The sequence below is a fragment of the Rhodococcus sp. AG1013 genome, assembly GCF_003350365.1.
Classification (GTDB): Bacteria; Actinomycetota; Actinomycetes; order Mycobacteriales; family Mycobacteriaceae; genus Prescottella.
In genome coordinates, this window is the sequence record NZ_QQAT01000018.1 from 99,721 (window position 1) to 125,301 (window position 25,581).

Sequence of the window (25,581 nt, forward strand, 5' to 3'; positions counted from 1 at the left end):
GTTATGGGTGGGTGACGCCGATCAGTCGGCCTCGGCGAACTCGACGAACGCGCGGGCGGCCCGGCTGAGCAGCGCGTCCTGCGACCACACCAGCAGGATGTCCACCTCCGGCACCGGCGGCTCCACCTCGGGCCGCACCACCACACCGAGACCCTCGTACGTGACGTCGAGCTGGGGCCGCTGGATCAGCAGCGTCCAGCCGAAGCCGCGCCCCACCAGCGCGCGGGCGGTCTCGAAGTTCTTCGGCCGGAACCGCACGCGTGGGGTGAACCCGGCATGGCTGCACATCTGCAGCGCGTGGAACGAGCTGGGCGGGGCGTCGAGCAGCACCATCGGCTCGTCGGCGAGTTCGGCCAGCTCGACGACCGGGGCGTCGGCGAGGCGGTGGTCGGCGGGCAGCAGGATCGCGGGCTGCCGGGTGTCCATCCGGGCGCGACGCAGCGCGGGCGACAGGTCCAGGTCGTAGACGATCGCGAGGTCCAGCTCCCCCGAGACCAGGCGTTGTTCGAGCCGGTCCTGGGTGTCCTCGACGAAGTCGACGGTGACCCCCGGATGGAGCTGGTTGAACTCGTACAGCAGCCGTGGCAGCAGCGTCGGCCCCAGTGACGAGTAGCAGCCGATCGCGAGCGGACCGGTGAGCACACCCGTGGCGCCCGACGCCTCCGCGGCAAGGTCACCGGCCTGCTCGAGCAGCGCCTTCGCCCGCATCAGGACCCGTTCGCCGGTGGGGGTGAGCTGCACGCCGTGCGCACGCCGGCGCACACACAACTGCGACTTGAGTGCCCGTTCCAGTTCGGTGATCGCGAGGGACACCGCGGACTGCGAGACGTGCAGCCGATCGGCGGCGGCGCGGATGGTGCCGGTCTCGGCGACGGCCACGAAGACGAACAATTGGCGCATCGTGTACGCCGGCGGCCTCGCCGAGCTGACCATGATGGTTATTACCTCCCGGGCACCGATTCTCGCACCCCGCCGAATGGACGAGCCGGGTGGGAAGTCGGGCACCGGGCCTGCTCAGCCCCGTCCCGGCGCGGCCTCCACGATCTCGCTCGGGGCCCACGCCCCGTCGAACCACGGCTGCAGGGGCCCGTACAGCCGGAGCACCGGGAACCAGCTCTTGTCGGGGAGCGTGCGGATCCAGTTCGTCTCCCGGCCGGGCGGCGGATTCGGCCCGAACCACAGCACGAACGAACCGTCCTCCTCGGGCACGACGGTGCCGGTCAGACTCATGACGCTCGGATAGGGATTGTCGGTCTGGATCAGCGACCGCGTCTGGGTGTCGTACACGTCGACCGACCAGAAGTTCTTCGCGGGCGGGTTCGGCGGGAGGGTGAGACGGTAGGTCTTGCCGCCGTCGAGGATCGCGCCGTGGGCGTCCTCGGCCGTGTAGGTGTACGCGGACCCGGCCCCCACCTGGGCGTGCGCCATCGCCGGCGTGATCACGGTGGCGAAGTAGTGGAACTGGGTTCGGGCGTCGAGCAGCCGGGCGTGGTCGCGCAGGAACTCGTAGCTGCCGCCGACGAACGCCTGCTTCCACGAGGAGCCGGGGTGCAGAAAGCTCTCCGGGTCGCGCGGGAAGTACACCAGTGCCCGGCTGATGCCGGCGGCGGTTCTCGCGGCAGCGTCCAGGATGCCGCGGAGTCGCTGGTCCGGGGTGAAGGGGCTCCCGTGCCGGATGCCGATCGCCGCAAGCTGGCCGGCCCGTTCGGGATCGAGTGCCTCCGCGGGCTCCTCCTGAACCAGTTCGTCGATCTCCTCGAAGAAGGAGAAGTCGTTCGCATGCACGGTGTTGAACTTTTCGTCGGCGATGTTGACGAAAGCCATCTCCGGCGGGTTCGCGGCGTCGGCGAGCCGGTAGACGCGGGTCTGCTTGACGGACTCGACCCCGCCGAGCGCGCGGAAGATCGCCCAGTTGGTGAAGGTGGGGGTCCGGTAGACGAAGTAGCCGTCGGGTTCCTCGCCCTGGTAGCCGGGCGGAAGGAAGAGGTACTTGCCGCCCTTGCCCCGGTCCGGCCCGGCGATGCCCATGTCCGCGACGTAGCGGAACCAGAAGTCGTCCACCACGCACAGCGAGTCGGTGGGCGGCTCGACGACGACGGGGCCGTCGCGCAGATCGAGGAACATCGTGGCGTAGGTGGTCTCGGTGTTGGGAGTCAGGAACAAGCTGCCCGAGTTGGCTCGCGGCTCGGTGTAGGCGATCGTGCCCAGGCCGTCGATGCCCACGCTGCGGAACCCCCGCCGCATCGCGACGAGCGAGGCTCCGGGAACCGCGCCCAGGAACACCTCGACGCCCCGCAGGAAGTCGAGCCCGTCGTACAGACTCTTCGTGGTCTCGGGCAGGGGCACCCCGTCGAAGAACTCGAACGTGCCGATCGGGGTCTGGACCCGGTCCGGCATGCCGACCCCTGCGAGAGCCTGCGCGAGGGCGTCACTTGAGTCGTTCACCTGTGCCTCCTGGTGGGCGTGGATTCGTGGGCGTGCAGCGCCGACGGTAGGCGCGGGCAGGCCCGTCCACCTCACCCGCGCGAGGTGATCCCTTTCGCCGGCGCCCGCCGAGGGGAATACTCGCCAGTAGCTTTGTCAGTAGCTTTGTGGACAGGTTCTCCGATCGCTCTCGTCTAGGAGGCAGATCATGGTGACACCGACCCAGGTCACGGAAGAACAGGCACGAGAACTAGCCGAAGAGTCCCGGGAGAGCGGCTGGGACAAGCCCTCCTTCGCCAAGGAACTGTTCCTCGGGCGATTCCGGCTCGATCTGGTGCATCCCTTCCCCAGGCCCGGCGCCGCCGACACGGCGCGGACCGAAGCGTTCATCGCCGAACTCGAGGAGTACTGCCGCGACCTCGACGGGTCGGTGATCGAGCGCGAGTCCCAGATCCCCGACGAGTACGTCGCGGGCCTGACCGAACTCGGCTGCTTCGGACTCAAGGTCCCCACCGAATACGGCGGGCTCGGCCTGTCCCAGGTGGCCTACAACCGCGCCCTCATGGTGGTGTCGTCGGTGCACCCGAGCCTCGGTGCGCTGCTGTCCGCGCACCAGTCGATCGGAGTGCCGGAACCGCTGAAGCTGGCCGGCACCCCCGCACAGAAGGCGGAGTTCCTGCCGCGCTGCGCGAAGGGCGCGATCTCGGCGTTCCTGCTGACCGAACCCGACGTCGGCTCGGATCCGGCCCGGATGGCGTCGACCGCGACACCGACCGAGGACGGCTCCGCCTACATACTCGACGGTGTCAAGCTGTGGACCACCAATGGTGTGGTGGCCGAACTGCTGGTGGTGATGGCACGGGTGCCGCGCAGCGAGGGGCGCCACCCCGGCGAGCCGGGCAGTCATCACGGCGGTATCAGCGCGTTCGTGGTGGAAGCGGACTCGCCCGGCATCACCGTCGAACGCCGCAACGCCTTCATGGGTCTGCGCGGAATCGAGAACGGCGTCACCCGACTGCACCAGGTCCGGGTCCCGGCCCGGAATCTGATCGGGCGCGAGGGCGACGGCCTCAAGATCGCGTTGACCACTCTGAACGCCGGCCGGCTGGCGATTCCCGCGATGTGCACGGCGGCCGGCAAGTGGTCGCTCAAGATCGCGCGCGAGTGGTCCGCGGAGCGAGTGCAGTGGGGTAGACCGGTCGGCGAGCACGGCGCGGTCGCCGCGAAGATCTCGTTCATCGCGGCCACCACGTTCGCGCTCGAGGCGGTGCTGGAGCTGTCCGGCCAGATGGCCGACGAGGCCCGCAACGACATCCGTATCGAGGCCGCGCTGGCCAAGTTGTGGGCCAGCGAGATGGCCTGCCGCATGGCCGACGACCTCATCCAGATCCGCGGTGGGCGCGGCTACGAGACCGCCGCGTCGCTCGCCGCGCGCGGTGAACGCGCGGTGCCGGTCGAGCAGTTGATGCGGGACCTGCGCATCAACCGGATCTTCGAGGGCTCGAGCGAGATCATGCGACTGCTCATCGCCCGCGAGGCCGTCGATGCGCACCTGACCGCTGCCGGCGACCTGGCCGACCCCAAGGCCGACCTGCAGCACAAGGCCAAGGCGGCCCTCGGCGCCAGCGGCTTCTATGCCAAGTGGCTGCCGCACCTGGTCTCGGGCAAGGGGCAGCTGCCCAACTCCTACAGCGAATTCGGTGCGCTGGCTACACATCTGCGGTTCGTCGAGCGCAGCGCCCGCAAGCTGGCACGGTCCACGTTCTACGGCATGGCGCGCTGGCAGGCCGGCATGGAGAAGCATCAGGCCTTCCTCGGCCGGATCGTCGATATCGGCGCCGAACTGTTCGCGATGTCGGCGGCGTGCGTGCGCGCCGAGATGGACCGCACCGAGGATCCCGCCCGGGGCGCGACAGCCACCGACCTGGCCGACGCCTTCTGCCGGCAGTCCCGGCTGCGCGTCGACCGACTGTTCGCGGCGCTGTGGGAGAACACCGACGACACCGATCACCGGATCGCCCGCGACGTCCTCGGCGGCGAGTACACCTGGCTCGAGGCCGGCGTGCTGGATCCGTCCGAGGGCACCGGACCCTGGATCGCCTCCTGGGCGCCGGGCGCCTCCACCGAGAAGAACCTGGCCCGGCGCTACCCGGCGGTGACCGACGCGAACGCCGAGGAACCGGCCAACTAGAGCCGCAATTCCGTCAGTGCGCCGCGCTCTTCTTCCGCTTCGGAATCAGGTGCTCGATCAGGACGACGAGCGCGCCGACGACGAGTCCGACGAGGGCGGACGCCACGGTGCCCGCGGTCCAGGACAGGACGCCGCCGAAGCCGCCGTGCACGAGGTCGCCGAACCAGTGTTCGAGGTCATGGAGGCGATCGGCCGGCCAGTGGAATCCGGCCTCGCCGACGTTGACGATCAGGATGTGGCCGCCGACCCAGAGCATCGCGGCGATTCCGACGACGGTGAGCACCGCCATCACCTTCGGCATCGCGGCCACGAGGCCTCGGCCGATCCGCTGGCTGACGGACGACTTGCGCCCCGCAAGCGCGAGGCCCACGTCGTCCATCTTCACGATCAGGGCGACGACGCCGTACACCAGGATGGTGATGAGGATCGCGACGACGATGAGCACCATCAGCCGGGTGAAGAACGGTTCGTCCTCGACCGAGGACAGGGAGATCACCATGATCTCGGCGGACAGGATCAGGTCGGTGCGGATCGCACCGCTCACCATCGTCTTCTCGCGTTCGGGTCCGCTCAGCGCTTCCGCCGCGCCCTCGTCCTCGTGATGACCACCGGTGAGCGCCTCGTAGACCTTCTCGGCGCCCTCGTAGCAGAGGAACAGGCCACCGGCTATCAGTAGATAGGGCAGGGCCTGTGGCAGGAACTGACTCAGGATCATCGCCACCGGCAGGATGATCAGGAGCTTGTTGCGGATCGACCCGATCGCGATCTTGCGGATGATCGGCAGCTCCCGCTGCGGCGAGAAACCGTGCACGTAGCGAGGCGTGACCGCGGTGTCGTCGACGACCACCCCGGCCGCCTTGATGCTGGCCTTGCCGGCCGCGGCGCCGATGTCGTCGATGGACGCCGCGGCCGCTTTCGCGATCGCTGCGACGTCGTCCAACAGGGCCACAAGACCACCAGCCACGGGAACCTCCCAGTTCGAATGTGCAGAGCCGGTCGAACAACGCGCGGTCGCGGGCCGACAGAGAACGGTACCGAACCGGTGATCACGGGCGCGCGCGAGACCGATCCTGAGGCGCCGTGCAGCCCGCTCCGGCCGGCCGCCGTTCCGGCGTGCTGGACCCGAGTGAGGGCACCGGACCCTGGATCCCTTCCTGGGTGCCGGGCGGCTCCGGCGGTCGGCAGACCGGGTAGACACCGCGGCAAGCGATCCGGAGCATGGAGTCACGACAATTCTCGGGTGAGCAGGTCGAGATCGGGCGTCGCGCGACCCGAGCTGTGAACGGCCGTCAGCAAGCCGCCGACCAGCAGCCGCATCTCGTCGGAGGCGGCGCGGGTGTGCGCTGCGAACCAGAGCTCGCCACGCGGGCCGGCGAACACTCGCCGCCAGTACGAAACCACGAACACGTTCGGCATTCGGTAGAGCGCAGACAGATTGGCTGGGATCTCGGTGTTCCCGCCTGCGCGTAGCGCCGCGAATCCTTGCCGCGTGGCCCGCACCATCAGCCGCAAGACCGGCCGATCGGCGGCGAGTCGCGCCGGGTCGGTGCCGACTCTGAAGAGTGCGAACGCGATAGGCACAACGAACGCGGCGTGCGCGAGGAGCCAGCCCGCTATGTCGGTACTGATCGCGGTGGAGAAGCCCGCACGGTTCAGTTCGGCACGGATCTGTCGGATTCGCGGTGTGATGGTGCCGTTGGCCTCGCCGAGCATCGTCTTCTGCCGGCCGATCATGACGTACTCGACGACCGGGCCGGTACGCGTCCCGCCGACCGCGGGGAAACCGAAGAACACTCGATCACCAAGTGCAGCGATGATTTCCGACTCGCGGCCCGCAGTGTTGCCGAAGAACAGCACGTCGGTCCCGTCGGCCATGGCGGCCAGCACCGGCAGCGTGTCCACGAGCTGCTCGGCGCGAACCGCCACCAGCACGAGGTCGTAGCGCTCGCCCTCCGGCGTACCTGTGTAGCGGACGTCGAGCGCGACTCGGTTGCCGTCGGCACCGCGGTCGTCCAGGATCAGACCGTTGCTCCGCAGCTCGCCCAGGCGTTGCCCACGGGCCAGCAGCGATACGTCGTGACCTGCCTGCAGCAACTTGCCGGCGTACACGCTGCCGATGACACCTGCCCCGAACACCAGGACGCGCATCCGATCACCCCTCACGCCGATGCCGCGGCACATCAGCGCCGCAGCGCCGCCATGCGACGAACGTCTCGACCAGTGTGGTCCTTCCTCGAGCTCGAATACCCGTATCCCGCCTACTTATGCACGCATCGCGGCACGCCGGATCCCCGGCGGCCGAATGTCCCGTGAGCACGTTGTCGGCGAGCGCCATGGCCCTGCTGCAGCTATGCTCACCGGCGCCCATCTGCGGGGGTGCCGAGCGAGGCGAGCGGCAGCCATACCGCCTCGGACGGGATCCGCTCCAGCACACCGCCGGCGAAGACGTCGTACAGCGGAAGCTGCTCGGCATGGACGTACCCGATGTGGCAGTCGCACACGTCCAGCGGACAGGGCCGCGGTCGCAGCGCCTGCTCGAAGGAGCCGTCGTAGAGGTTGCCCAGTTCCTCGGGGACGAAATGGCAGCGCCGGACGGTGCCGTCACCGTCGACGGACACCACCGTGTCCCCGGTACGGCACGCGCGCCCCCGCGTCGGATGCGGATGCCGGCTGAACGCGAAGAGCGGGTCGATCCCGATCCAGTCGGCCGCGTCGGCGTCGGTGTACTCGTGCCCCTCGGCGGCGTTGACCCACAGGTACACCGAATCGGGCAGCTCGGTGCGCAGCCGACGGGCGGCCTCCAGATGTTCAGGTAGTCCGACGACACCCACGCTGAACCGCACGCCGAGCGCGGTCAGTTCGGTGGCCTTGGTGAGGAACCGGTCGTGGGGCGTCTGGCCGGGGTGGTACGTGCACCACAACGCGACCGCGTCGCGGTCGGCGTCGGCGAGCCAGCCGGTGCGGCAGCTGAGGTTGGTCTGGATCGCCACCCGGCGAACCTGCGGCAGCCGGGACAGCGTCACCAGGGCCCGCCGGTACCAGGACCGGACCAGGCCCTCACCCCACGGCGTGAACAGGATCGACAGCTCCCGGTCCTGGCCTTCCACCCATGCGCAGAAGCGCTCGAGCGCGGCCCGGTCGGCGCGCAACTGCTCGGGGGTGTCCCGGCGTTTGGCGAACGGGCAGTACGGGCAGTCGTAGTCGCAGGACGCCAGCGGTCCGCGGTACAGGATGGTCAGCACCGTCAGCGGCCTTCGTACTCGGCCATCGCGTCCCGCACCTGGGGGGAGAACAGTTCCGGACCGAGGGCGTCGGAGTACGCCAGGCCCAGCTCGGTCAGCCGCAGTCGGCCACCGTCGGAGAGCAGCCATCCGCGTTCGGTCCACCGGTCCAGCTCGGCGCCGAAATGCTCGCGCGGGTCGGCCCCGAATCGGGAACGGTAGTCCGCCAACGGCATTCCCGTGGCCTGCAGGACGGACTGCAGCAGGTGCCGGCGTCGGGCCTCGTCCTCGGTCATCGTGTGGCCCACCACGGCGCGACGGAAATCCGAGGTGGTGCCCGCCACGTAGTCGTCGATGATGGCACGCACCTCGTGCGCGCCCACCGCGTAGTCGAAGGAGTAGTGCAGCTCCCGGGTGTACGACCTTGCGCCACAACCGAGTCCGATCATGCCGTCGGTCTGGCAGGCGTAGTCGTTCGGACCGAGATCGGGCGCGTCGGCGCGGCGGAACATGCGCATCGACTCCTGGATGTAGCCCGACGCGAGCAGGTGGTCGCGGCCGCGGCGGTAGAGGTCCAGGCGGTGCGCGTCCCATTCCGGATCGGGACCGGCGCCGCGGCGGGCCAGACCCGTCAGCGGCCGCACGTACAGCGGGTACAGGTACAACTCCTCGGGACGCCAGGCCAGCGCGGCGTCGAGGGAGGCGGCCCAGGATTCCGGTGTCTGGCCGTCGATCCCGTAGATCAGATCGATGTTGAGGACCTCGATCGCGGCGTCGCGGATCCGCTGCAGGGCGGCCTCGACGTCCGCGCGTCGCTGCGGTCGGACCGCCGCCCGGGCCTCGGTGTCGTCGAAGCTCTGCACGCCGAGGCTGAGCCGGGTGACGCCGCGCTCGGCCAGTACCGCGAGCCGGTCGGCGGTGGCCGTCGCCGGGGACGCCTCCACCGACAGGGGGACGGCTCGCAGGTCGGCGCCCAGGCCTTCGGCGATGTCGCACAGGCGGTTCAGTTCCGCCGCGGTCAGGTAGGTGGGGGTACCGCCGCCGAACGCCGCGGTCGCGAACCGGGCCGACGGTGCCAGGGCCTCGCGGACCGCCTCGGCCTGCCGCTCGAGGGCGTCGAGGTATCGGGTGGTCAGCTCGCCCGGCGCGCCGACGCGGGTGAAGAGGTTGCAGAATCCGCAGCGCACCTCGCAGAACGGCACATGCAGATACAGCGACAGTGCGTCCTGCGGTTCGCCCGCCCACAGCTCGGTCAGGGCGGGACGCGGGCGCAGCGGCCGGTATGCGGTCTTGTGCGGGTACGCGTACACGTAGTTCTGGTACGGCGGAACGTATCCCGTCGGCGCCACACCCGGCGACATCGGCAGGGGCAGGTCGATCGCGGTCATCGTGGTCCCTCGAGGAAGAAGTGGGCGTAGGGCACCGTCCACACCGCGGGATGGCCCAGCCGGTGCCCGGTGTAGCCGTCCTCGCCGTACGTGGTGCCGTGGTCGGAGCACACGATCGCGAAACACCGACGCCTGCTCGACATTGCCGCGAACAGCCGCCCGATGTGCCGATCCACGTACTCCAGCGCCGCCGCGTGGGTCTCGCGACTGTCGCCGTGATCGGCGGTGGCCCCCTCGGCGTGGAACCAGTTCGGTTGGTGCAGTGCGGAAACGTTGACGAACAGGAACAGGCGGCGCTCGGCGGGAAGCCGGTTCACCACCCGTGCCGCGACGTCCACCTGCGCCTCGAACGACGTCGGCGACGTCACCCCGAGTTCGGGTGACCAGTGCGCCTCGTCGAACATGTCGGGCAGCACCGAGCCCAACGCACCCCGACGGTTGAAGAAACCGACACCGCCGATGCACACCGTGTGGTAGCCGACGGCGGCAAGTCCCGCAACGAGATTCGGCTCCGCGAACACGAACGTGCCGTCCGCGGTCGACTCGCTGCCACCGAACTCGGCCGCGAACAGTCGCGGGTGCGGCCCCTGCCCTACCGGTGTCGGGAGGAACCCGGCGAACATCGCCTGGTGCGAGGCGTAGGTGAAGCTACCGGGGGCATGGCGTTCCTCCCACCGGCCACCGGGCAGGTGCCGCGCGAGGTTCGGGATCCGACCGGCCGCCGCGAGTTCGCAGGCCACGTCGTAGCGCAGGGTGTCGAGCGTGATCAGCAGGATGTCGTCGGAGCCGACGACGGTGTTCATGTCAGGCAGCTGCAGCATCGGCCCATCCTTCGATCGCCGCCAGTTGCGCTGCGTAGGTGTCGAGCCCGTCGGCGCGGCCCGGAAGGCCGGTCAGGCCCGGGAGCAGGTCGCCGAACGCGTTCACCTCACCCACCGCGGCACCGCGCCAGTTCGCGGCGGGCAGCAGATCCACCCCGACACACAGGGTGCGCGGGAAGCAGGCGGCGGCCCGTTCCGCGACGGCGAGCGCGCTGTCCCAGCCGTATCCCGCGGCGTCGAAACCCGCCCGCGCGGTCTCCAGGTCGCCACGTTGCCCGCCCAGGTGCAGGTTGGTCATCGGGTGGGCGCTGGTGCGGAGCACCGCGTGGGTGGCCCGGCCGGCGACCACCACCACCCGCAGATCGGCGGCGCGACCCTGCCGCGACGGCTTCGGCAACCACGCCTCGATGTGCAGGCGTTCACCGGCCAGAGCGTCGATCAGGGCGCCGACCTCGGCTTCGCCCGTGAGTCGGCGCACCCGCAGCGAGTTGTAGACACCGTCCGCCGCGATCTCCACGCTGCTGCGCGCCTGCACGCGACCACCGGAGGCGGTCTCGACGGCGACCACCCCGGCTGCGGAGGATCCGTGCGCGGGCTTGACGAAGAACCGCCGCAGCCCGGCCGCCGCGGCCAACTCGCGCACCTCCGACCAACTCCGCGGCACCGGCGCGTCGCCGCCGGATGTGGGTGAAATCGGCACCGGCACATCACTGTTCGCAAGGACAGCGTGACACCGACGCTTGTCGAACAGCAGGGCCAGGTCGTCCGGATCGGTCAGCCGGCGCCCGCCGCGCAGCGTGCCGACCGCGGCGAGCAGCGACGCGTACCACCGCGGGCCGTCGGCGATCCGCGTCGGATCTCCGGCGCCGCGCAGCAGTGCGTCGACATCGGGGTCCTCGCCGGGCGAGTCGAGACGCACCCACTCGTCGGCGTCGAACCGCGCCCCGCGCTCGGTGAGTACCTCGCGCCAGGACACCACCCGCGGGGTGGGCATGCCGGAGCGGGCCGCGGCGTCCAGCAGCATCGTCACGCGACGGTTCTCCGGATTGCCCACGACCGCCAGTCGAGGACGGGTCATTCGCTGACCGCGACCGACCGGTAGATCGTTCCGTCGTACTCGTCTTCCTCGGCATCCTCACCGTCGAGGTTCAATTGCACTCCGGACGGTTCGAGTGCCGCCCGCAGACGCTCCCGCATGCCGGCGCTCAGGTAGTTGTGGTGCAGGTCCAGCGATTCGAGGTGGGTGAGCGACTGCCCGGCGACCAGCGCCTCGGCGCCCGTGTCCTGCAGGATGCCCTTGGACAGATCCAGGGCACCTAGCTGCGGAACGATCGGAGCGGTCGCGACGGCGGCGGCGATGTCGTTCTGATACTCGCTGTTCGACAGCGCGAGGCGCGTCAACCGGGGGAGCTTCTCGCCGGTGAGGATGGGCGCGAGGTCCTCGACGGTCGAGTCGGCGCCGTATTCCTCTGTGCCCAGCCACAATTCCAGGTCGGTCAGGGCCGGAAGATCCGACGCGGCCACGGCCCGGACCACGTCGGCGGGCAGGCCGCCCGTTTCGATCACCAGGCTGCGCAGGTTCTCGTGCCGGACCGGGGTCAGTTCCAGTTGGGTGCCGCCGCGGACCCCCAGGTGCTCCAGCCGAGGAAACGCGGTCAGCAGCGGCGTGACGTCCGACTGCACGATCCACGAGATCTCGCAGTCCTCGAAGGTCATGTCGCCGAGGAACAGGGCCCGCAGCGCCGGCAGCTCGTCGGCCGCCGCGGCGAGCGCCGCCACCACGTCGGCGGAGCTCTCCTCGTACGGGTCGGACCAGCCGCCGACGACGATCGCCTGCACGCTCGACGGATCGACCGCGGCCCGGAACTTGGCGAACGCCTCCGGCCACTCCATCGGCGCCTCGTACGTGGGAACGGTGATCCGCCAGGCGACCGGGCCCTGCCCGGGCACGGCGGGGGCAGCGTCGGTATCGATGGGGAACTCCACAACCGGGAGGCCGTGGAACTCGTTCTGCAGGTCGTTGATGGTCACCGGGGCACTCCTGCTATCGGGTGGGCTCGATGGGCATTATGCCCGACTTCGGTTGTTGGTCCGGCCGAGGTTAACCCGGCGGTCCGACACCATCGTGTCGGTGCCGTCCCGCACACTGGTCTGCGTGAGAACGGTGCTGGTACCCGACGGCGACGGTGCCACGCTGATCCGGACGGACGAGTCCGGCCGGGCACTGGGCCAGCCGCTGCGCCTGAACGACGTTGCTGCCGCGGTCCGCGAGATCGAGGCCGCCGAACACCCACGCTGGGTGTGGGAGGACACCGCGCGGGTGTACTCGCCGCTGCTGGCGGCGGGGGTGCGGGTGCAGCGGTGCCACGATCTGACGCTCACCGGCGCGCTGCTCGAGACGCGTGCCGGCCGGTACGTCCCTGTGGCCGAGACCCCGGTCGACGATCGACTGGGCCTGTTCGACGCCGTCCCGTGGACCGCACCGGACGTGATCGTCGAACGGCACCGGCGGCAGGCCGAGGCGATCGAGGGTGATCCGCGGCTGCGACTGCTGGTGGCCGCCGAGTCCGCGGGCGGACTGACGGCGGCGGAGATGAGCTTCGACGGCCTGCCGTTCTCGGCGGCCGCGCACCGGGCCCTGCTCGAGGAGGCGCTCGGTCCGCGCGTACCGGAGGACATGCTGCCGGACCGCCTGCGCGCGGTCGCCGACGACGTGAGCGCGGCGTTCGGTCGCCGGGTCAATCCGGCGTCGCAGCCGGAGGTGGTCGCGGCCTTCGCGCGAGAGGGCATCGAACTGCACTCCACCCGCGCGTACCTACTGCGGGAGATCGACCACCCGGCCGTCGAACCGTTGTTGCGCTACCGCGACCTGGCCAAGCTGCACAGCACCAACGGGTGGACGTGGCTGGACGCCTGGGTGCGCGGCGACCGTTTCCGGCCCGTCTACGTGCCGGGCGGCGTGGTCTCGGGGCGGTGGGCCAGTCGCGGCGGCGGTGCGCTGCAGATTCCGAAGACATTGCGCTCCAGCGTGATCGCGGATGCGGGGCACACCTTCGTGATCGCCGACGCCGGTCAGCTCGAGCCGCGGATCCTGGCCGCGATGTCCGGCGATCCGCGCATGATGGCGGCGGCCGGCGCCGACGACCTGTACGCCCCCGTCGCGGCGGAGGCGTTCGGCGGCGATCGGGCGAAGGCGAAGGTTGCGATCCTCGGCGTCCTCTACGGCGCCACCGCCGGCGAGGCCCGCGCCCTTCTGGGGTTGCTGCGCAAGCGTTTTCCGGTGGCGGTGCAACTCGTCGAGGACGCCGCCCGCGCCGGTGAGCGCGGCGAGGTGGTCCATTCCTGGCTCGGACGCGCCTGTCCCCCGCCGGACGACTCGTGGTGGTCCGGCGGCGACCCCCACGCCCGCGGCCGGTTCACCCGTAACTTCGTCGTGCAGGCCACGGCGTCGGAGTGGGCGCTGTGCCTGCTGGCCGACCTGCGCCGCCGCCTGGCCGCCGATCCCGGCGACGGCGAACTCGTCTTCTTCCAGCACGACGAGGTGGTGGTGCACACCACACGCCCCGACGCTGCCACCGCGCATGTCCTCGCCGCGGCGGACGCGGCAACCCGTCTGCTGTTCGGCGCCACCGACGTCCGCTTCCCGATGGATGTGGGGGTCAGGGAATGCTACGCGGAGCCCGCCGAGTGATTCGTTGGCGCGCACCCGTCGTCCGCAGGCAGCCATCGTCGTGCCGAGGACCTCATTCATGCTCAATCCAGTTGCAGCTCCGGCTTGTACAGGTCCAGCCAGGTGTAGATGTCGACCGCGCGATCCAGGCCCGCCCGGGTGACGGGATCCATCCGCATCGGATCCTGCGCTGTCAGCTGTTGCATCCAGGTCCGGTCGATCAGGTCGAACAGCGGCGAATTGATCTCAGCCAGGATCTCCTTCGCGAGCTGCTGCAGGTTCGTCGCGTACGCCGGGTCCTGCGTCAAGGGATACCCGCTCTTCACACGATCGACCACCGATTGCGGGAGCACATGTTTCGTGGCGTGACGCAGCAGGCTCTTCTCGCGGCCGTCGAAGGTCTTCAGTGGCCACGGAGTGTTGTAGACGTATTCGATGAGGCGATGATCGCAGAACGGCACCCGAACCTCGAGTCCGGCCGCCATCGATAGGCGATCCTTGCGGTCGAGCAGGATCCGCACGAACCGGGTCAGGTGCAGGTAGCACACCTCGCGCATGCGGTATTCGGCCTGGGATTCGCTGGGCAGGTGTTCGACCTCCGCGCACGCCGCGGCGTATTGGTCGGCGATGTAGCTGTCGACATCCAGCTGTTCGCGCAGCTCTGGCCGCAGAGCGTTCCACGGCTTGTCGCCGGTGAAGGCCGCCCACGGGAAGGTGCCGGCGTTGACCGCTCTGTCGGCAAAGAACCACGGGTAGCCGCCGAACACCTCGTCGGCCGATTCACCCGACAGCGCCACCGTCGACTGCTCGCGAATCGCCTTGAACAGCAGGTAAAGGGATAGATCCATATCGCCGAGTCCGGGCATGTCGCGTGCGGTGATGACCGCACGACGGACCGACAGATCCAGCATATCGGCCGAGTTGAGCGTCACGTTCTGATGCGCGGACTCCACCAACGCCGCGACCTCGTGCGCGTACGGCGCGTCGGGGGTGCCGCGCACCTCGTCGGGGACGAAGTTCTGTTCCTGATGGAGGAAGTCCACGGAGAAGGTGCGCAGCTGTTCTCCGTCGCGCGCCAGGCTCGCCGCGGCCAGGCCGGTGATGGCACTGGAATCCAGTCCACCCGAGAGCAATACACAGCGAGGTACGTCGGAGATCAGCTGCCTGTCGACGATGTCGGTGAGCAAATCCCGGACCCGCTCGACGGACCTTTCCGTGCTGTCGGTGTGCTCGGCAGCCTCCAGGCGCCAGTACGTGCGTTCGTGAAGTCCATCGCGATCTACCCGGATCAGAGTGCCGGGCGCCACCTCGTACATGCCCTTCCATACCGACGTGCCCGGCGCCTTGGTCATTGCCAGCAGCTCACGAACGCCGTCGGAATCGATGGCCTTGCGTGCCAACGGGTTCGCAAGAATTGCCTTCGGCTCCGACCCGAAGAGGACCCCGTCCGGTGTCGGGTAGTAGTAGAACGGCTTGATGCCCATGCGGTCTCGGATCATCACCAGCTTCTCCTCGCGCTGGTCCCAGATCGCGAAGGCGTACATGCCGTTGAGGTGATCGACGATGCTCTCACCCCACTGCAGGTATGCGTGGAGCACCACCTCGGTGTCGCTGTCGGTGCGGAACGTATGACCCAGAGCCCGTAGCTGATCGCGCAGTTCCCGGTAGTTGTACGCCTCCCCCGTGTACACCATTCCGACGTCTCCGGCGGGGGTGCTCACGCTCATCGGCTGCGCCCCGCCGGGTAGATCGATAACGGCGAGCCGCCGATGCCCGAGCCCCGCGTGAGTGCGCACGAAAGTGCCGCGTCCGTCCGGCCCACGCAAGGCCATGGTGTCGGTCATTGCGTCGAGAACACCCCGCTGCCGGGTCAGGTCGGAGTCGAACGACACCCAGCCTGCGATTCCACACATGTAACGCCCCCCAAACTCGGTTACTTGCACAGCTATACATAGTTTTGTAAGAACGATCTAGAACGTGTTCCAATTCGAAGGATCTGTGGCTATCGTCACAGCGACCGCTAGTCACGTAAGGGGAGGCTGTTGCAATGAGGACCAAGGGTGCGTTGCTGTGGGGCATCAACGAGAAGTGGTCGATCGAGGAGATCGAGCTCGGTGACCCGGTCGCCGGCGAGGTGCAGATCCGCATGGAGGCTGCCGGCATGTGCCACTCCGACCTCCACATCGTCACCGGTGCGACGCCGATGGCGTCCTACCCGGCGATGGGTGGCCACGAGGGCGCGGGTGTGGTCACGAAGGTCGGCGAGGGGGTCAAGGATCTCGAGGTCGGCGACCACGTCGTGCTCTCGTTCATCCCGGCGTGTGGACGCTGCCCGTCGTGTTCCGAGGGCCATTCGAACGTGTGCGACCTCGGTATGGGGCTGCTCAGCGGTCAGGCCATCGCCGACGGCACCTACCGCATCCAGGCTCGTGGCGAGAATGTCATCCCGATGTGCCTGCTCGGCACGTTCTCGCCGTACATGACGGTGCACGAGTCCCAGGCGGTGAAGATCGAGAAGGACATCCCGTTCGAGCTCGCGGCCCTCGTGGGCTGCGGTGTCCCGACCGGATGGGGTTCGGCGACAAACATCGCGGAGGTCAAGCCCGGCGAGTCGGTCGCCATCATCGGTGTCGGCGGCGTCGGCATGAGCGCGCTGCAGGGTTCCGTCGCGTCGGGTGCACGCCACGTCTTCGCGATCGACCCATCACCCTTCAAGCGCGAGCAGGCCCTCAAGTTCGGCGCCACGCATGCCTTCCCGTCGATGGAAGAAGCGATCGCGCCGATCATGGAGATCACCTGGGGCCGCATGTGCCAGAAGACGATCATCACGGTCGGTGAGATGAAGGGTGAGTACGTCGACCCGGCCCTCACGCTCACCGCCAAGAACGGCCGCTGCGTCGTCACCGCGATGGGCCACATGGCCGACATGGACGTCAAGCTCAACGCGTTCCTGTTCGCGATGCTGCAGAAGGACCTGCGGGGAAACATCTACGGTGGCTGCAACGCCCGCGTGGACATCCCGAACCTGCTGAACCTGTACCGGGCCGGTCGACTCAATCTCGCGGACATGGTGACCAACACCTACTCGCTCGAGCAGGTCAACGACGGCTACCAGGACATGCTCGACAACAAGAACATCCGCGGCGTCGTCCGCTTCACCGAGGCGGACTGGTAGATCGCCGGACGCGCTTCTCGCGTCATCGGATCGGGCAATGGCCAGTGCGCGACGCCTCGGCCGCCGTCGTCTACGACGGTGGCCGAGGCGTTGCGCATTGGACCGGAGAGGTGTCGGAGTTGGCACCGGGACCTTCGAACGTCGGATAACGATTCGGTGGCGGCATGTTGCCGGAGGTCACGTGTGGCCGTTATCGTTGAGCAGCAAGGTTGGGCAGACAGCCGGCGTCGGGGGTACATGTGCCGTCGTACTGGCTGCCAGCCGTATCCCCCTCCGTGTAGGTACACAGTGAGGGCACCCATGACTCATCGTTCTGTGATCGACGTGATCCCCCTGTCTCGTGAATGGCGCCGCCTCGCCCAGGAGGTCGACCGATGACGACACTTTCCGAACCTGACGTCCGCATGCCGGACGACCGCGAGACGGTCGCGCGCGAAGGGTGCTGCACGCTGCGGATCGCGGGCCTCTCGGCCACATCCGTCACTGCGGCAACACTGCTGTTCGGCGGCTCGCTCGTCCTCGCCGCGACCGCCGCTGCTCTGATCGTGCTCTGCGTCGTGGCCGCCGCCGTTCTCATCTGACCGGCCGGCGGGCTACGACCGATCGATCTTGGCGAGGAGCTGCTGTGCGACGTCACGCAGCTTGGTGTTGCTCTGCTGGGACGTCTTGACCATCAGGTCGAAGGCGGCCTCGGGATCGATGCCGTGCAGCGCCATCAGCACACCGATGGCGTGATCGATCGATGCGCGGGACTTCAGCGCCGCCTCCAATGCTCGGACGGACCGCCGGGCCCCGTCGTAGCGTTGCGTTTGGCGCAGGGCGACCATCGCCGCTGTCGTGAATGCCTCGAGCAGCGACTCGTCCAAGGTGCGGAAGCCGTCGTCGTCCGAGCTGTACAGGTTGAACGATCCGCTCACCCGATCGTCGAGAGTCAGGGGCGAGGCGATGAAACTGCCGACCCCGTTGCTCTCCGCGACGTCGGCAAGGCCCGGCCACCGCCGGCGTATCTCCTGCCGATCGACGTTCTGGGTGGCCTGCTCGCGCGCCGAGCGCAGGCACGGGCCGTCGTCGAGATCGTATTGCGTGCTGTCGATTTCGCGAACACGAAGATCCGTGGCCGCCGCTGTCTCCGCTTTGCCGTCACGCAGGATCGTGACACCACCCATGTCGGCGTCCGGCACGATGCGGACCGCGCTCTCGACGAGGCACTGCAGCACGTGCTCCAACTCGTCGACATCGTCGAGCATCCCCGACAGTTCCCTGAGGGAGGACGTGAGTTCGTCGACGCTTCCCTTCAGTTCCGACTGTTCGTCCGGAATCGTTTGCTCGTCACCCATCGGATCCCCCGGATCGGCCGTCTCGATGCCTCGACCACTGCGTCGATTCTATTCCGGTCGACGCGCCACGGGACGGCTTCGACCGGACTCCGCCGCCCCGCCGGCGATGGTGGCGTGCTGCACCGGCACGAACTGCTTCTTCGGGAGCAGGAACAGCCACATGGCGAACACGAAGGGCGCGGTGCCCACCGGCAGCGGGATCGTCATGCCCGGCATCAGTTCCAGGTAGGAATGCTCCGCCAGCGTCACCGTCTGCACCTGGGAGGCGAAGTTGGCGTCCATCTCGTGCACCTTCGTCGCCGACTGCGTCGTCACGTGCGCCATCGACCCGGGCCCCATCGCGATGTCGACGTAGAGGCGGTCGCCCTGCAGCACGCAGCCGGATGTGGAAATCATGTAGACGCACGGCATTCCGGGCAGACGCTCATGGTCGACGGCGGGAACATCAAACTGCGCTGACGGGCGGGACGTCACCGAGACCGTCGTCCGATTCGGTGCGTCGGTCCCCTGTGCGAACATGCGGTCATGTCTGCCATCACCGACTACTTCACGGCCCCCTCGGACGAGGTCGCCGCCACCGCTCTCGACGACCTGCTCGATCTCGACCCGGACGTCGTCGACGCCGCCCAGGCCCTGTACCGCACCGACCCGGACGAGGCCTCCCGCCCGCGCGTCCAGTCTGCGTCGAGCGGCACCCCGGTCCTGCAGGCCAAGCGAATCGAGCCGGGCATCGCCCTCAGCAGGCTCGAAGCGGCGCTCACCGGCCGCACCTACGAGCAGGTCACGGCGGGTCCACGGCGCGGATCCCTGGTCGCCGCCGGCGAGGACGGCGACGCCTTCGTTCTGACCGTCGCCGACGAACTGCGCGACGCGCTGGCCGACCTGGACTCCGACGCCGTGACCGCGGCGGCCCGCGTCTGGATCTTCGACGAGGCGGCCGACCCCACCGAGGCGTCTGCCCCGTTCATCGCCGCGCTGGCCGAACTGGCCGCGGGGGCGGTCGCCCGCGGCGACAGCATCTACTGCCACATGGTCGTCTAGCGCCGGTCCGCCCGCCGGATCGTCTCCCCGGCCGCGCGGTCGCGTGCTGTACTGGTCTGCATTGGTATCCGGCCGCGACCGCGTACGAGGAGCACCAATGACCCGAGTGGAGTCCATGAGCGGACCGCCGGCGGGTGACGACACCCGGCCCAGGCGGGGGTGGCCGGTGTTCACCGTCGTCGCGATCGCGATCGTCGCGTTCTTCCTGGGCGGTCTGGGCGGTTCGTTCCAGGGCAAGCTGGCCGAGGTCCAGAAGAACGACAACGCGTCCTATCTGCCCGCTTCGGCCGAGTCGACGGTGGTCGCGAACGAGGCCGCGAAGTTCCTGAAGGTGGAGACCATTCCGGGTGCGGTGGTGTTCCACCGCGACGGCGGCCTGACCGACGCGGACAAGGCCGCGATCGACCGGGCGCGGGTGTCGATGGCGTCGGTCGAGGGCGTCGACGCGGACGGCGTGACGCCCACCCAGATCTCCACCGACGGCACCAGCGCGTCGGTGTTCGTGCCGCTGATCGCCAAACAGGACGGGACCACCGTCCAGGGCACCGACCTCGCCGCCGCCGAACAGGACGTGCTCGCGGCCGCGCAGACGTCCGTGGCGTCGGATCTCGAGGTGCTGCCTGCCGGACCGGGTGGTCTGCTGGTGGCGTTCATCGACGCGTTCGAGGGGCTCGACAGCACGCTGCTCGGCGTCGCGCTGCTGGTGGTGATCCTGATCCTGCTGGTGGTGTACCGGTCGCCGATCCTGTGGTTCTTCCCGCTGTTCTCGGCGCTGCTCGCGCTGGGGCTGTCGTCGATGGTGATCTACGTTCTCGCCGACCACGGGATCCTCACGCTCACCGGCCAGAGCCAGGGCATCCTGTTCGTGCTGGTGATCGGCGCGGGCACCGATTATGCGCTGTTGTTGATCTCCCGGTACCGGGAGGAACTGCACTTTCACGACAACCGGTTCGACGCGATGATCAAGGCGTGGAAGGAGTCCGCGCCGGCCATCACCGCGTCCGCGATCACCGTGATCATCGGGCTGCTGTGCCTGGGCTTCTCGCAGTTGAACTCCAACAAGAGCCTGGGTCCGGTCGCGGCGATCGGCATCGCGTGCACGTACCTGGTGATGATGACGTTCCTGCCGGTCGCGCTGTCCGCGGTGGGGCGCTGGGTGTTCTGGCCGCGCAAGCCGAAGGTGGACGGCGCCACCGACCTTGCCACCCACGGGATGTGGGGCCGGATCGCGGAGTTCGTCGGTCGCCGCGACCGTCCGGCGTGGATCGGTGCGACCGTGCTGCTGGCGGTGCTGTTCGCGGTGGGCATCGGCAGCCTGCAGACCTCCGGCCTCACCGCGTCCGAGAACTTCACCAACGAACCCGACGCCGTGGATGGCCAGGCGCTGTACGACGCCAACTTCGATCAGGGTGCCGGGGCGCCCGCGGTGGTCGCGACGAACGCGTCCGGCGTGGACGCGGTGATCGCGGCGGCGAGCGGGGTGGAGGGCGTGCGCCAGGGGCCGGGATCGGTGTGCGTGCAGGTCGACATCGAGAAGGCGAAGGCGCTGTTGCAGAGCTTCGGCGGCAACGTCCCGCAGCAACTTCCGCCGGGGTGCGCGCCCGCGACGCTGAACGTCGCGCCCATCGACGGCCGCACCGTGATCAATGTGGCCCTTGCCGATTCGTACGATTCGCCCGAGGCGCTGCAGACCGTCGAACGCCTCCGCGACACCCTGCACGCGGTGCCCGGCGCGGACGCCCTCGTCGGTGGCAGTTCCGCCGCGACGCTCGACGTGCAGACCGCGTCGGTGCACGACCGGAACCTGATCATCCCGATCGTGCTCGTGGTGATCTTCATCGTGCTGGCGATCCTGCTGCGGGCGCTCCTGACGCCGCTGATCCTCATCGCGACGGTGGTGCTCAGCTTCGCCGCGACGCTGGGTGTGTGCGGGTTCTTCTTCACGCACGTCTTCCACTTCGCGGGAGCAGACCAGTCGTTCCCGTTGTTCGCGTTCGTGTTCCTCGTCGCCCTCGGCATCGACTACAACATCTTCCTGATGACCCGGGTCCGGGAGGAGACGCAGGAGCACGGTACGCGGTCGGGCGTGCTGCGCGGCCTCGCGGTCACCGGCGGCGTCATCACGTCGGCGGGCGTCGTGCTGGCCGGCACGTTCGCGGTGCTCGGCGTGCTGCCGCTGGTGTTCCTCGCGGAGGTGGGCTTCGCGGTGGCGTTCGGCGTCCTGCTGGACACGATCGTGGTCCGCAGTGTGCTGGTCCCGGCGCTCTCCCACGACATCGGCAAACCGATCTGGTGGCCGTCCGCGCTGGCGCGGGCCAAGGACTGAACGAGCCAGCGCCGGTGGAGGTCAGGCGATTTGGAAGCGGTCGTCGCCGAGTTCGACTTCGACTCGCAGAGAGCCACCGACGGCCTCGACGTACCTGCGCAGGGTTTCGATCTGGATACGCGCAAGGTCGCCGCGCTCGATGTTGGAAACGCGGTTCTGGCCGACACCGAGACGGTCCGCGACCTGGCTCTGCGTCATTGCTGCACTTTCGCGGAGCTCCTTTAGTCGGTAGGCCCGGACCTCCTCGATCATGCGGTTCTTGTGCGCGTCCACGGCGGCCCTGTTGACGGGCCGCTTGACGAGCATGTCGTCGAGACTCTTCGCCATCACAGTCACTTCCCTTCCAAACTCGCGAGATGGGTATCGAAACGGTCGTCGGCGATTGGGATGTTCGTCTTGTACCACTTCGTCCACTGACCTGATTTGTCCCCCGCGACGAGCAAGATCGCCTTCCTGTCGGGGTCGAAGGCGAACAGGACCCGCAGTTCCGAGCGCCCACTCGATCCCGGTCGTAGCTCCTTCATGTTCTTGTGGCGGGATGCTTTCACCGTGTCGACTAGTGGTCGCCCGAGCTGAGGTCCACGTTCTTGCAGCAGTTCAAGCGCCGCGACGACCTGCTCGTAGGATGACTGATCCAACTGCTCGAGCCATTCCCCGATGAACTCGACGTCCACGCTCCAGATCGACACAACCTCAGAATATCACGTATGAGTGATATCACCTATAGGTGCTATACAACGCATCGCCGGGCGACGAAGTCCTCGAACTACAGACCGGCGATCTCGCGGTACCGATTCGCCGACACCTCACGGTAGGCGGGCAGTGGCTCGTCCACGGATCTCTCCCCTCACCGACAGTCGTACCGAACCAGCGTGGCACATCGGTTGACGGATCGGCCGGGAAGTGGTCGGGTGGTAATTGATGGATGGCGCGCCCGGTACGCGCCGCGTACCCGGTCGAGCTCTCCACCGACGATGCTCTGCAGCCCAAACACTTTCGCGAGCATCGCCTCTTCTACCCGCACGGTGACGTGACTCGTAGGGAAGGAATGAGATGTCAGATCCGAACTACACCACCGACGACTCCGGAATCCCGGTACCCAGCGACGAACATTCGCTCACCGTCGGACCCGACGGGCCGATCCTGCTCCAGGACTACTACCTGATCGAGAAGATGGCCCAGTTCAACCGCGAGCGGGTGCCCGAACGGCAGCCGCATGCCAAGGGCGGGGGTGCATTCGGCACCTTCGAGGTCACCAACGACGTGAGCGCCTACACCAAGGCCGACCTGTTCCAGCCCGGCAAGACGACGGAGATGCTGGCCCGCTTCTCCACGGTCGCCGGCGAGCGGGGCAGCCCGGACACGTGGCGCGATCCGCGCGGGTTCGCCCTGAAGTTCTACACCGAGCAGGGCAACTTCGACATGGTCGGCAACAACACCCCGGTGTTCTTCGTGCGCGATCCGATGAAGTTCCAGGACTTCATCCGCTCGCAGAAGCGGCGGGCCGACAACAACCTGCGCGACCACGACATGCAGTGGGACTTCTGGACGCTGTCCCCCGAGTCGGCGCACCAGGTGACGTGGCTGATGGGCGACCGCGGTATCCCCCGCACGTGGCGGCACATGAACGGGTATTCGAGCCACACCTACATGTGGGTCAACGCGAAGGGCGAACGGTTCTGGGTGAAATACCACTTCAAGACCGATCAGGGCATCGAGTTCTTCACGCAGGAGGAGGGCGACCAGAAGGCCGCCACCGACACCGATTTCCACATGCGCGACCTGTGGCAGGCCATCGACCGCGGCGAGTACCCGACGTGGACGCTGAAGATGCAGATCATGCCGTACGAGGAGGCGAAGACGTACCGGTTCAATCCGTTCGACCTCACGAAGGTGTGGCCGCACGCCGACTACCCGCTGATCGACGTCGGCACCATGAAGCTGGACCGCAACCCGGCCGACTACCACTGCGAGATCGAGCAGGCCGCGTTCGAGCCGAGCAGTTCGGTGCCCGGCACCGGGCCGAGCCCCGACAAGATGCTGCTGGGCCGCTGGTTCTCGTACCCGGACGCGCACCGGTACCGCATCGGCTCCAATTACAAGGAGCTGCCGGTCAATTCGCCGCACGCGGCACCGCTGGGCTCGTACACCAAGGACGGGCAGCTGCGGCACCACAATCGGGGCGACCCGGTGTATGTGCCCAATTCGAAGGGCGGCCCGCACGCCGAGCTGGCGGTCTCCGGGGAGTCGCCGGGCTGGTTCACCGACGGCGAGATGGTGCACCAGGCGTACACGCTGCGCAAGGACGACGACGACTGGGGCCAGGCCGGCACGATGGTCCGCAAGGTCCTCGACGACGCCGGGCGAGACCGGTTGGTATCCAACATCGTCGGGCATCTGCTCGACGGCGTCACCGAGCCCGTGCTGGTGCGGGCGTTCGAGTACTGGCGCAACGTCGACAAGGGTCTCGGGGACCGGATCGAGAAGGGGGTCCGCGCCGGTCAGGGGTGACGCGGATTCACAGGAACGCCTGCGCCGTCCACAGGTGGAACAGGGCGTAGGCCCGCCAGGGCCGCCACGGCTCCGATGCCGTGGCGGCCTCGCGCGCGGTCTTGACGCCCAGCGCGCGGCGCAACACCAGATCGCCGGACGGGTAGGCGTCGCGGTCGCCGAGCACCCGCACCGCGAGGTAGTCCGCCGTCCACGGCCCGATGCCGGGCACCGCGAGCAGGCGGGTGCGGAACTCGCGCGGATCGACGCCCGGATGAAGCTCGAGCCCGTGGGCCGCGGCCGCGGCCAGCGCCTGCACGGTGCGTGCCCGCGCGCCGGTGAGGCCGACGGCTTTCTGGATGACGAGCGGGTCGAGTCCGGCCAGTTTCTCCGGTTCGGGGAAGCTCACGAACCCGTCGAACTCGGTCGGGGTGCCGAATGCCGTCACGAATCGCGATCCGAATGTTCTTGCTGCCGAAAGCGACACCTGCTGTCCGAGCACCGTCAGCACGGCGGTCTCGAAGCCGTCGACGGAGCCGAGCACGCGCAGGCCCGGACGGGCGGCGATGTGACCGGCGAGCGCCGAATCCGCGCAGAGTGCCGCGTCGATCACGGCCGGGTCGGCGTCGAGGTCCAGCCAGCGGCGCATCAGCGATTCGATGTGCGGGACGTCGTCCGGGTGCGCCGGCAGCACCGTCGCCGACACGTGCTCTGGGGCGTCGAACTCCACCGTCACCACGGCGGGGCCGTGCGGGGCGGGGACGACGCGGGTGTGCGCGCCGGTGTCGCCGTCGTGCCGCTCGAGCCCGTCGACGGCGTGCGCGGCCAGGGCGCCGAGCATCGGCGCGGCGGTGAAGGGCGGACTGAACGGGAGTTGGAGGCGTTTCCGGAGGTGGGATGGGGTTGCCCTTGCACGGCCCGGCTCGCCGGGCGCAGGCTGATGTTGCGGGCAGCACCGCAGGCCACCGGACGAGGAAGGGGTCATGGAATCCAGTATCGGCGGATGATCGCACTCAACGCGGTCATCGAGGGATGAATCGGACAAGAGATGTTGGACGATCCCTCGGTCTGGTTCGGCCCACTCGATCCGGCCGTGGAAACGGCTGGCACGCGGATTGGGTCGACCGACGTGCTCGGGGTCGATCGTCGGACACAGAACACAATGCGAAGTCCTGTCCTGCGTCGCATCCGCCAGGATGTGGGCATGGAACACGCACAAACGCACGCGGACCGGATCGCCGAGATCCTGACCGGCCTCGACCGACTACGAGCAGCCGATCTGAAGACCACCGTCGTCTCGCTCGGCGACCGGGAGGTCATCGGCTACAGCTGCCACATCCACGGCGCGGCCGTGCATCGCTACGAGCATGCTGCTCCCGCGGACCCGGACGTGCTCGCAGCTTTCGAGAACCGGCTCGGCGTCGGCCTTCCGGCCGACTACCGCGAGTGGATCACCCGGGTGGGCGACGGCGGAGCCGGACCGATGCTCGGACTGCT

22 protein-coding genes and 1 pseudogene are annotated in these 25,581 nt (G+C 68.6%); 8 read left to right on the forward strand and 15 right to left on the reverse strand.

The genetic code is table 11. From position 1 onward, the window contains the following. Positions 1-21: 21 nt before the first annotated feature. The gene (locus tag DEU38_RS20450) at positions 22-933 is read right to left on the reverse strand and encodes a LysR substrate-binding domain-containing protein (RefSeq protein ID WP_114723230.1); all 912 of its coding nucleotides are present in this window, start codon (positions 931-933) and stop codon (positions 22-24) included. Between the two features lie 81 nt (positions 934-1,014). Beyond that, positions 1,015-2,445, reverse strand: a complete 1,431-nt coding sequence (locus tag DEU38_RS20455) for a DUF1254 domain-containing protein (RefSeq protein ID WP_258558054.1) — start codon at positions 2,443-2,445, stop codon at positions 1,015-1,017. A 187-nt stretch (positions 2,446-2,632) separates the two neighbouring features. Here DEU38_RS20455 and DEU38_RS20460 point away from each other — a divergent pair, with 187 nt between their 5' ends. Then, positions 2,633-4,615, forward strand: coding sequence for an acyl-CoA dehydrogenase family protein (locus DEU38_RS20460; RefSeq protein ID WP_114723231.1), 1,983 nt, complete (start codon positions 2,633-2,635; stop codon positions 4,613-4,615). Positions 4,616-4,628: 13 nt separating this feature from the next. On the opposite strand, the gene DEU38_RS20465 is transcribed toward DEU38_RS20460, so the two are convergent. The 7 genes from DEU38_RS20465 to DEU38_RS20495 form a co-directional block, all read right to left on the reverse strand. Then, positions 4,629-5,579, reverse strand: a complete 951-nt coding sequence (locus tag DEU38_RS20465) for a DUF808 domain-containing protein (protein WP_114723232.1) — start codon at positions 5,577-5,579, stop codon at positions 4,629-4,631. Between the two features lie 260 nt (positions 5,580-5,839). Then, positions 5,840-6,763, reverse strand: coding sequence for a ketopantoate reductase family protein (locus DEU38_RS20470; RefSeq protein ID WP_181818870.1), 924 nt, complete (start codon positions 6,761-6,763; stop codon positions 5,840-5,842). A gap of 206 nt (positions 6,764-6,969) precedes the next feature. Beyond that, positions 6,970-7,857: an STM4011 family radical SAM protein gene (locus DEU38_RS20475; RefSeq protein WP_220181943.1), complete on the reverse strand. Its 888-nt coding sequence runs from the start codon at positions 7,855-7,857 to the stop codon at positions 6,970-6,972. Positions 7,858-7,859: 2 nt separating this feature from the next. Beyond that, positions 7,860-9,224 carry an STM4012 family radical SAM protein gene (locus DEU38_RS20480; RefSeq protein WP_114723234.1) on the reverse strand — a complete coding sequence of 455 codons (1,365 nt, stop codon included), beginning with the start codon at positions 9,222-9,224 and terminating at the stop codon, positions 7,860-7,862. Continuing rightward, the gene (locus DEU38_RS20485) at positions 9,221-10,045 is read right to left on the reverse strand and encodes an STM4013/SEN3800 family hydrolase (protein WP_258558055.1); all 825 of its coding nucleotides are present in this window, start codon (positions 10,043-10,045) and stop codon (positions 9,221-9,223) included. Before DEU38_RS20485 ends, DEU38_RS20480 begins: the two co-directional genes overlap by 4 nt. Then, the gene (locus DEU38_RS20490; RefSeq protein WP_114723235.1) at positions 10,029-11,123 is read right to left on the reverse strand and encodes an STM4014 family protein; all 1,095 of its coding nucleotides are present in this window, start codon (positions 11,121-11,123) and stop codon (positions 10,029-10,031) included. The genes DEU38_RS20485 and DEU38_RS20490 overlap by 17 nt, the downstream gene beginning before the upstream one ends. Then, entirely contained in the window at positions 11,120-12,076 is a 957-nt protein-coding gene (locus DEU38_RS20495; protein ID WP_114723236.1) for an STM4015 family protein, read from the reverse strand. The genes DEU38_RS20490 and DEU38_RS20495 overlap by 4 nt, the downstream gene beginning before the upstream one ends. 124 nt (positions 12,077-12,200) lie before the next feature. Between DEU38_RS20495 and DEU38_RS20500 the strand changes: the two genes are divergently transcribed. Further along, complete coding sequence (locus tag DEU38_RS20500) at positions 12,201-13,736, forward strand: bifunctional 3'-5' exonuclease/DNA polymerase (protein WP_258558056.1); 1,536 nt, start codon at positions 12,201-12,203, stop codon at positions 13,734-13,736. Between the two features lie 62 nt (positions 13,737-13,798). On the opposite strand, the gene asnB is transcribed toward DEU38_RS20500, so the two are convergent. Further along, positions 13,799-15,628, reverse strand: a complete 1,830-nt coding sequence (gene asnB, locus DEU38_RS20505) for an asparagine synthase (glutamine-hydrolyzing) (protein ID WP_114723238.1) — start codon at positions 15,626-15,628, stop codon at positions 13,799-13,801. 134 nt (positions 15,629-15,762) lie between these two features. Between asnB and DEU38_RS20510 the strand changes: the two genes are divergently transcribed. After that, positions 15,763-16,890, forward strand: a complete 1,128-nt coding sequence (locus DEU38_RS20510) for an NDMA-dependent alcohol dehydrogenase (RefSeq protein ID WP_114723239.1) — start codon at positions 15,763-15,765, stop codon at positions 16,888-16,890. A gap of 374 nt (positions 16,891-17,264) precedes the next feature. Then, positions 17,265-17,471: a hypothetical protein gene (locus DEU38_RS28135; RefSeq protein ID WP_147283552.1), complete on the forward strand. Its 207-nt coding sequence runs from the start codon at positions 17,265-17,267 to the stop codon at positions 17,469-17,471. A gap of 12 nt (positions 17,472-17,483) precedes the next feature. On the opposite strand, the gene DEU38_RS20515 is transcribed toward DEU38_RS28135, so the two are convergent. Then, positions 17,484-18,227: a GAF and ANTAR domain-containing protein gene (locus DEU38_RS20515; protein WP_114723240.1), complete on the reverse strand. Its 744-nt coding sequence runs from the start codon at positions 18,225-18,227 to the stop codon at positions 17,484-17,486. A gap of 48 nt (positions 18,228-18,275) precedes the next feature. Then, on the reverse strand, positions 18,276-18,623 hold the full coding sequence (locus tag DEU38_RS20520; RefSeq protein WP_258558057.1) for an urease accessory protein UreD: 348 nt from the start codon (positions 18,621-18,623) through the stop codon (positions 18,276-18,278). A gap of 129 nt (positions 18,624-18,752) precedes the next feature. Between DEU38_RS20520 and DEU38_RS20525 the strand changes: the two genes are divergently transcribed. Both DEU38_RS20525 and DEU38_RS20530 read left to right on the forward strand, forming a co-directional pair. Further along, on the forward strand, positions 18,753-19,268 hold the full coding sequence (locus tag DEU38_RS20525) for a hypothetical protein (RefSeq protein ID WP_114723242.1): 516 nt from the start codon (positions 18,753-18,755) through the stop codon (positions 19,266-19,268). Between the two features lie 97 nt (positions 19,269-19,365). Continuing rightward, positions 19,366-21,594 (forward strand): MMPL family transporter, encoded by a 2,229-nt coding sequence (locus DEU38_RS20530; RefSeq protein WP_114723243.1) that lies wholly within the window; start codon positions 19,366-19,368, stop codon positions 21,592-21,594. Positions 21,595-21,615: 21 nt separating this feature from the next. Here the strand turns inward: DEU38_RS20530 and DEU38_RS20535 are convergent, their stop codons facing one another. Further along, positions 21,616-21,921 (reverse strand): helix-turn-helix transcriptional regulator, encoded by a 306-nt coding sequence (locus tag DEU38_RS20535; RefSeq protein ID WP_114723262.1) that lies wholly within the window; start codon positions 21,919-21,921, stop codon positions 21,616-21,618. Between the two features lie 5 nt (positions 21,922-21,926). Continuing rightward, positions 21,927-22,283 carry a type II toxin-antitoxin system RelE/ParE family toxin gene (locus DEU38_RS20540; protein WP_114723244.1) on the reverse strand — a complete coding sequence of 119 codons (357 nt, stop codon included), beginning with the start codon at positions 22,281-22,283 and terminating at the stop codon, positions 21,927-21,929. Positions 22,284-22,647: 364 nt separating this feature from the next. Between DEU38_RS20540 and DEU38_RS20545 the strand changes: the two genes are divergently transcribed. Continuing rightward, on the forward strand, positions 22,648-24,105 hold the full coding sequence (locus tag DEU38_RS20545) for a catalase (protein ID WP_114723245.1): 1,458 nt from the start codon (positions 22,648-22,650) through the stop codon (positions 24,103-24,105). 7 nt (positions 24,106-24,112) lie between these two features. Here the strand turns inward: DEU38_RS20545 and DEU38_RS20550 are convergent. Further along, positions 24,113-24,958: pseudogene (locus tag DEU38_RS20550) on the reverse strand (DNA-3-methyladenine glycosylase family protein); the annotation flags it as partial. Between the two features lie 330 nt (positions 24,959-25,288). Here DEU38_RS20550 and DEU38_RS20555 point away from each other — a divergent pair. After that, a partial coding sequence (locus DEU38_RS20555; protein WP_147283553.1) for an SMI1/KNR4 family protein occupies positions 25,289-25,581 on the forward strand: 293 nt, incomplete at its 3' end.